Annotated in this window: 10 protein-coding genes; 9 read left to right on the top strand and 1 reads right to left on the bottom strand. The window is 41.0% G+C overall.

Annotated features, from left to right (window positions below):
• Positions 1-537: 537 nt before the first annotated feature.
• A complete protein-coding gene (locus CEW93_RS10485) occupies positions 538-897 on the bottom strand; it encodes a helix-turn-helix domain-containing protein (protein ID WP_089540898.1) in 360 nt (119 codons plus the stop codon).
• A gap of 140 nt (positions 898-1,037) precedes the next feature.
• Between CEW93_RS10485 and CEW93_RS10480 the strand changes: the two genes are divergently transcribed.
• From CEW93_RS10480 to CEW93_RS10440, 9 genes are all read left to right on the top strand, one after another.
• Entirely contained in the window at positions 1,038-1,244 is a 207-nt protein-coding gene (locus tag CEW93_RS10480; protein ID WP_089540899.1) for a hypothetical protein, read from the top strand.
• Positions 1,241-1,441, top strand: a complete 201-nt coding sequence (locus tag CEW93_RS10475; protein WP_089540901.1) for a hypothetical protein — start codon at positions 1,241-1,243, stop codon at positions 1,439-1,441. Before CEW93_RS10480 ends, CEW93_RS10475 begins: the two co-directional genes overlap by 4 nt.
• Positions 1,431-1,625 (top strand): hypothetical protein, encoded by a 195-nt coding sequence (locus CEW93_RS10470; RefSeq protein ID WP_089540903.1) that lies wholly within the window; start codon positions 1,431-1,433, stop codon positions 1,623-1,625. The genes CEW93_RS10475 and CEW93_RS10470 overlap by 11 nt, the downstream gene beginning before the upstream one ends.
• Positions 1,591-2,910 carry a phage/plasmid replication protein, II/X family gene (locus tag CEW93_RS10465; protein ID WP_089540905.1) on the top strand — a complete coding sequence of 440 codons (1,320 nt, stop codon included), beginning with the start codon at positions 1,591-1,593 and terminating at the stop codon, positions 2,908-2,910. Before CEW93_RS10470 ends, CEW93_RS10465 begins: the two co-directional genes overlap by 35 nt.
• A gap of 12 nt (positions 2,911-2,922) precedes the next feature.
• Positions 2,923-3,207, top strand: coding sequence for a hypothetical protein (locus tag CEW93_RS10460; protein ID WP_089540907.1), 285 nt, complete (start codon positions 2,923-2,925; stop codon positions 3,205-3,207).
• Between the two features lie 207 nt (positions 3,208-3,414).
• Positions 3,415-3,729 (top strand): hypothetical protein, encoded by a 315-nt coding sequence (locus CEW93_RS10455; protein ID WP_089540911.1) that lies wholly within the window; start codon positions 3,415-3,417, stop codon positions 3,727-3,729.
• Positions 3,730-3,940: 211 nt separating this feature from the next.
• Positions 3,941-5,095, top strand: a complete 1,155-nt coding sequence (locus CEW93_RS10450; RefSeq protein ID WP_089540913.1) for a hypothetical protein — start codon at positions 3,941-3,943, stop codon at positions 5,093-5,095.
• A complete protein-coding gene (locus tag CEW93_RS10445; protein WP_089540915.1) occupies positions 5,085-5,369 on the top strand; it encodes a DUF2523 family protein in 285 nt (94 codons plus the stop codon). Before CEW93_RS10450 ends, CEW93_RS10445 begins: the two co-directional genes overlap by 11 nt.
• A gap of 8 nt (positions 5,370-5,377) precedes the next feature.
• Positions 5,378-6,274: zonular occludens toxin domain-containing protein (locus CEW93_RS10440; protein ID WP_146416666.1), on the top strand; the 897-nt coding region annotated here is incomplete at its 3' end.

Genomic DNA, 6,274 nt, shown 5'->3' with positions numbered 1-6,274 from the left:
AATACTTCGCATAATGTGAGCGAGATTATGCAAAAAACCGCTGTGTTATCCTATCTTGGACACAGCGGTTTTTTATGTCGGCTTGCCGACAGGTCATAATCTGCATTATGCGAAGTATAGATGTGTGTTTGTTATTCTTGTGTAATTATTATGTAATTACAAGTTATGTGTGCCTAAGGGGTCAAGGGGGGATTATCCCCCCTTGTGGGGGTGTGGGGGCGAAGCCCACCACTGTTAATCAATCCCAAACGCACCGCCACACACCATCTGTCCAAGTGCCACCCAGCCACCCAAGCCCCAAGACCAACCGCCATTGTTAATTATTTGGGTCTGCATCACCAAAACTGACGTTGGGTAGAAGCACATACTACCAATGCACCATCAAAAATACCCCGAGCTAGGGAGCGATGAGCTCCGAAGAGCGAGCCGACGCGACGGGGTCATATCCACCGTATGTGGTGGTGTAATGGCGTCTCAAATTTGAGACTTTTAGGGCTTTTGTAACTGTCTTAGTAACATTAGTTACCTAATTTTACATTATATTTTAGTCTTGATGATGTCGTTTTTAAAGACTAGCTCTCTTGTCTTTGCTTGAATTATCATTGCTCTTATCATTTCTTTAATGTTGTCTTGCTCTTTTTCTGTCATCTTGGCAATTTCCATAAATAAAATTCTTAGCTCATCATTTGCATTTATATCGCTTTCATCAAAAATTAACTTATCTGATGTGGTGTGCAGTGCCACAGCAATTTTTTTAATACTATCTACTCTGGGTACCGATTTATCACTTACGATATTATGAAGTGTTGTGTTTGGCACACCTGACAAAATAGACAGTTCTTTGACTGTTAAATTAAGCTCTTTGCAACGTTTTAGAATATTACTGCCAACAGTCATTTTTTGACCTTTTTTAACTTTTTACATATTTTACTTAAAAAATTCTTTCTTATGTATTGCATAATTCCATTTATGGAATTATAATTCGGTTTACTGTTATAAAATTTTCCAAAATATTTAGCTTTCTGGGAGCTTCCACCATGCAACTACCCCTACAAGACCAACTGGTTGCCGTCTTATCCCAAGACCAAGACATCATTATTCATCGTGCAGATGACACAGGCATTCATTACAGCGTATATCAGCTTGGCAGTGCCTGCATTGAACCATCTGATTATCAAGAGTTTATGGATTTTTATATTAATTACGCCCCTGATGTGCCCAGAACACTAAGGGGCAACCTATGAATGTCATTAATGATGTAGGTCAGCCAATATGGCAGTTTTTTGTTGAGCATTCTGTTGTTTTTTTCCTAGTCCTGCTTTTGGCTTACATCGTTTGTGTGATTGAGCGTGAGAATTACAGAGACGAACTTAGACAGCAGATTAAAGAACAGCTCAGAACCGAACAAAACCAAGACAAAGGGGGCAAACATGGCTCGTAAAAAGAACAAATTCACCATCAAACTAGACCGTAGCGAAATCCAAACCCTTGCTCATGCCCTAAGAGCCTATCGCATTCAGCTACCACCGCACCTGATGGATAACCCCAATCTTATCAGCCTACAACGCAAACTTAACGAGCAGTTACCTGATGCGTATTCTGCCGATTGGTACAAGTACAAGTAGGCTTGCCATGCTGATGATTGATACGGTGGCAATCACCATTCCAGTATTTAAAACCTATGCTAGGCTTGTTGATGGTTCTAAGACCAAATGGGAGCTGATTGGTGATGTCAATGATTACGGCTTGGTTGCTTCAAGCCGTCATATCATCAAACGTGATGGTACAGAGATTGCCTTTGAAAAATATCACCCCTTTGAAAGCATTCCCACATCACATACAGGCATTGCTTTTAAGTTTTACCACCAAGCACAAAATAGTTTGCCTTATGTCTATCTTAATGCTTCCATTGCCAAGATATTGCAAGGACATAATGTGTGCGGTAATACCGACATGATAGTCGGTGTTTGTGAGATACTTGGGTATTTTAGCGAATTTGCCCCAGAATTTATTAAATACTTAGACTTTGCCAATGCCCAAATCAGCCGTTTTGATGTAACGCTACCGATGCAGGTAGCGAATTTATTTGTCGCCCAAAAGGTGCGCGAATATATTCGCAATGTGGACTGGGGCAGACTTAAAAATTTAAACTTTAACCAAGAAGGCGATTTCGCCGACACCCTAAATACCGTCTATTTTGGTGCCAAAGACAGCAAGGTAGGGGGATTTAAGGTGTATTGCAAAGGCATTGAATTATTTAACAAGGAGATTTACCCCTTAGAGAAAAAAGCAAGAAAAGGCAACCTACATGCCCTAGCAAGGCTTAATATCTTACATAATGACCTAAGAGAATACGCCAAACGCTCTGTACGTGTGGAATGTAAAATCGCTCGTGAAATGATACGCCGTCAAGATTATCCCCTAAACCTTTGGCAATTTCTAGAATTTCAGTTATTCAATCAGCACATTTATCAAGAATTATTTTTTATTAAGACCAAAGATTTTTTTAATGCGTTACAAGGTATGGATATGACAACTTATAATGACGCCAAAGTCAAACAGCTTCTTATTGACAAATTAACCACCGTTACACCCACAGGCAAAAAATCACAAACCCGAGCGTTAAATGCCTACCGCTTCTATTTGGACATTAAAGAAAATGGCTATTATGAAGTCAAAGCAGATACGCACAAAGCTACTTTTAGCAGAAAAGTTAGTGATTTAATCGCTTGTGGCTTTTCCCGCTCCTACCTACAAAACCTAACCAAAGACAACAAAGAGCTTCCTGTTTTAAGAATATTAAACCTAGATGCCAACCTGTCTGCCCCTAATCCATCTTGGTATCAGACCCCAGCCACCCAGTATTTAAATGAATTTAAACGTTATTTCCCAATCAACAAAGTAGCCTAAGGAGCTTATTTTATGCGTATGAAATCTGATTTTGTTTTAACAGGTGCTAAGCCTTTTAATGAAACCATTGAAGGCAAGGTTTTTGACCAATGCAAGATTTTTTTAGAACTAACCTTGTCTGATGGTAATGGCAAGTGTACGGTGGAATATGTATGGGGCGACCATACCAACTACAAACATTTTGAAAACTTGGCATTGCCTGTTGATGTGTTGGTGGATTTTGAATTGGTTACCACAGGCAAACGCCAAAAAACCATCATTCATGATGTACAAGTTAAAAAGCCGGTTAAGGCTTAGTATTTTACATGACCCACTATGTTTGTACGGAGCTTCAAAAGCTCCCTGACGGTTACCAGTCATGTAAAAATTGGGTCGCCCAGCAGGATAATGTACTTTCGCAGAGTCAAATTAGTCAGTTGGGCGGTGTATTAGTCTTGTTTTTTGCTTGTGTGGTTGGCTATTTGCTCATCACCAAAGCAATTAAAACAGCATAGGAAATGTTCTATGAACACTCACAATCCACAGGTTAGCCCCCTAAAACAAAAATTCGGCTACTACAAAGCGGTGTGCAAAGAGTTTGCCACCAATAAAAAAACCGTTGCCACCTTGCTGGCAGTGGTTGGCACAGTAACCATGCCCGAAGCCTTAGCCGCTGGCGGTGTTACCAGTGAAGTCAATTTCGCTTCGTTGTCTGATGAAGCCCTTGACAGCATTAAAAACGCTGGTAAAGCAGCAATGGGCGTGTTTGGTGTTGGTATTACCATCACTGGCTCATTTAAGGGTTATTCGCTACTCAAAGGCGGTATCAGAAAGGCGTAACCGAACACGCAAAAACAGTCTCTTCGGGGGCTGTTTTTATTTGGTAGATTGTTATGTTGTTAAATTTATTACAGTTTTTACCTTATGCCATCATCATCATTGCCTTGATATATGTGGCTGGTACGTTTAAGTAGATTATGAAAGATTATTTGATTGGTTTTTTATTGGGTTTGTGTGTTTATCTGATTTATGTTTGGCTTGGGGGATAGTCATGCGTTTTGCGGTCTTTGTCTTTTCGTTGGTGTTGGTGGTGATGCCTGCTTATGTTCATGCCATTGTCTTTGTGCCTGCAATTACTGGGGCATTGGTGAGAACGGCAGGGGGTGCGGTTATTAAGGTCGCCAATAAAAAAACCTTAGCAGGTGTGGCAGTGAGCTTGGGTGTGCCTTTTGCCATTGACTACTGTAAAAAAAACAAACAAAAATGCAAAGACGCCATTGGTGATGTTGCTGAATGGTTCTTTGATGATGAGACAAACCAAGTATGTCATTATGACGGCAAACAGTTTGCTTCTGCCGATGATTTATGTGCTTATTTTTTTAAAAAAGCCAATTCACACAACCGTCAAGGTTATGTTTTTGCAGACCGCTATAAAGCCACCAATGGCATGTGTCTGGTGTATGGTGGCACGAACAAATATAATGGCAATGCGGGTGCTTCTTTTAATTGTACAGATAAAAGCCAAGCCATATCCCAACATACTCAAAAAATTATCCAGTACGCCAAAGACAATGACCCTGATTACATCATCAACAACTATGGCGACACCATCAACATAGAGCAATACTGCTCAGCTCATGCTTGCGATGAGCTGACCGCCGAGTTTGGCGATGAAGTCATGAAAAACAAGAGCAAATACGACATTGACAAGATTAACAAGGCAAATTGTGAAGTTGAAAACAACAAAATAAAATCCTGCGATAAAGCCAAAAAACAGTTAGAGCTTGACTTTGAAGCCGAAGCCGAACAGCCCAAAGATGATGAAGACACAGACCCAACGCCCAAAGGCGATAAAACCGATGACATAGATTGCGACAGCTCTAAGTTTCATAAAAAAATCTGCCAATTTATTAACTGGACACAAACAGATGATGACCCACCACAAGACACCAAATTAGACATAGACGAGCCAGACACCCCAAAAAATAAAGACACCAACATTAACTTTGTTGGCACTTGTCCTGCCCCTTATGTGCTTGAATTTGTCATAGATTTCGGTTTTATTGGCAGTAAAGATGTCAGCATTACCTTGTTAGACACGCCCAAGCTGTGTAACTTCTTAGATACGTGGGTTGCTCCCATCATGCTCTTTGTTGGTCCGCTTCATGCCATTTATATTTTAGGGGGTGGTTCTCGTGAGATTTGATAGCTTAAATGACGTATTAGAAGCCTTTACCGCAGGCTTCATTAAAAAAGCCTTAATGGGGGCAGGGCTGACACTTGGCACAGCAGGGGGCACAATGATTGTCTTAGATAAGTTCATTGACAACATGAAAGACAGCGTTACCCAGCTTCCCCCCTTAGCCTTAGCTTTGGCAGACATTGCCTTTTTGGATTATTATGTCAGCTGTGTGCTTGGGGCAATCGTTACCAAAAGCGTGCTACATGGCTCATCTTTGACCTTAAAACGCTTAGAATAGGGGGCGATATGATTTATTTGGTAACAGGTACAACGGGTGCTAAAAAGACCGCCTATGTGGTGTCCATATTAGATAAGATAGAGATTGACAACAAGGTCAATATCGCCAAAAATCCTACCATCTACCAAAAAAACCTTGACATTTTAACCAAACATGACCTATTAAGTGAACTGGCGTATTATGTTGATGAGCAAGGCTCTGGCGACACTTACCGTCAAGAGATTATCGTACTGCCAGACGATTATTATCACATGCTTGGGGTGGGCGATTATGACTTTCTTCGCCCTGATGACTACTTTAAGCGTTCAGCTCGCTTTAATAAAATGATAGGGCGTATCCATGATAAGCATGGTGATTTGGGTTTGTCTGCCATCTTACCAGTACGCACCATCTACACCAATATTGAAGCCTTAAAGATTGATTATGTCCGCTTCTTGCTCCCTGATTGGCGTGATTGCCCTGATGGCTCATTGATTGTCATTGATGAAGTTCAGCTCGTCCACCCTTACTCTGACATTAAAGACCGCTCCAATCCCATTATTACCGAGCTGTCCGTCCATCGTCATCGTGGCTTTGATTTTTATCTGATTACTCAGTCAGCAGGCAATTTGCATGTACTGATTAAAGACTTGGTGTACACCCATTATCATGCTACTGTGCCTTATGGTTTCCAAACCAAAATCTATCAGTACGGCGAATTTAAATCCAATCCCAACGCCAGAACGGTTAAGCTCACCGCTGAGGACTCTTTCTCATTCACGCCATCACAACACATCTTTAAACTGTATAAGTCCACCAACATCAACACCGCCAAATCACGTCTGCCAATTAGACGGCTGGTGATATTATTCGCCTTTGTTGGCTTTGGTATCTTCTTGGTGTCTTATGCCTTGTTTGACACCAAA

The sequence above is a fragment of the Moraxella sp. VT-16-12 genome (genome assembly GCF_002224245.2).
Taxonomy (GTDB): domain Bacteria; phylum Pseudomonadota; class Gammaproteobacteria; order Pseudomonadales; family Moraxellaceae; genus Moraxella.
Note: the sequence above shows the minus strand (reverse complement) of the source record. Positions and strands in the feature narration are given on the sequence as shown.

Excerpts from the sequence above, each read along its gene's own strand:
- CEW93_RS10465 (WP_089540905.1), top strand. The coding sequence starts at position 1,591 with ATGCGTATTCTGCCGATTGGTACAAGTACAAGTAGGCTTGCCATGCTG.
- CEW93_RS10470 (WP_089540903.1), top strand. The coding sequence starts at position 1,431 with ATGGCTCGTAAAAAGAACAAATTCACCATCAAACTAGACCGTAGCGAA.
- CEW93_RS10450 (WP_089540913.1), top strand. The coding sequence starts at position 3,941 with ATGCGTTTTGCGGTCTTTGTCTTTTCGTTGGTGTTGGTGGTGATGCCT.
- CEW93_RS10480 (WP_089540899.1), top strand. The coding sequence starts at position 1,038 with ATGCAACTACCCCTACAAGACCAACTGGTTGCCGTCTTATCCCAAGAC.
- CEW93_RS10460 (WP_089540907.1), top strand. The coding sequence starts at position 2,923 with ATGCGTATGAAATCTGATTTTGTTTTAACAGGTGCTAAGCCTTTTAAT.
- CEW93_RS10455 (WP_089540911.1), top strand. The coding sequence starts at position 3,415 with ATGAACACTCACAATCCACAGGTTAGCCCCCTAAAACAAAAATTCGGC.
- CEW93_RS10475 (WP_089540901.1), top strand. The coding sequence starts at position 1,241 with ATGAATGTCATTAATGATGTAGGTCAGCCAATATGGCAGTTTTTTGTT.
- CEW93_RS10485 (WP_089540898.1), bottom strand. The coding sequence starts at position 897 with ATGACTGTTGGCAGTAATATTCTAAAACGTTGCAAAGAGCTTAATTTA.